General features: G+C 75.8%; 1 protein-coding gene. It reads left to right on the top strand.

Annotated features, from left to right (window positions below; translation table 11 throughout):
- Positions 1-488: KR domain-containing protein (locus G3I65_RS56225; RefSeq protein ID WP_160704821.1), on the top strand; the 488-nt coding region annotated here is incomplete at both ends.

The following is a 488-nucleotide window of genomic DNA, read 5'->3' as shown; positions in this document are numbered from 1 at the left end:
CGTGCACACCGCCGGCGTGCTCGACGACGGCACGCTCGGCTCGCTGACACCCGAGCGCCTCGACACCGTGCTACGGCCCAAGGCCGACGCGGCGTGGCACCTCCACGAGCTCACCCGCGACCGCGACCTGGCCGCGTTCGTCACGTTCTCCTCCGTGGCGGGCACGTTCGGCGCGATCGGCCAGGCCAACTACGCAGCCGCCAACGCCTTCCTGGACGCCCTCGCGCGGTACCGCCACGCCGAAGGCCTGCCCGCGACGTCGCTGGTCTGGGGCCCTTGGTCGCAGGCGGGCGGCATGACCAGCGGGCTGACCGAAGCCGACCTCCGCCGGATGGCGCGCTCCGGGTTGCCCGCGCTGGCACCGGAAGAGGGCCTCGCGCTGTTCGACGCCGCCCTCACCACCGGCGCGCCCGTCGTGCTCCCGGTGCGTCTCGACCTGCCCGCGCTGCGGGCGCAGACCCCGGTCCCGGCGCTGCTGCGCGGCCTGG

The sequence above is a fragment of the Amycolatopsis sp. SID8362 genome (assembly GCF_010550475.1).
Taxonomy (GTDB): Bacteria; Actinomycetota; Actinomycetes; order Mycobacteriales; family Pseudonocardiaceae; genus Amycolatopsis; species Amycolatopsis eburnea.
This window is presented reverse-complemented; position numbering and strand designations above follow the sequence as displayed.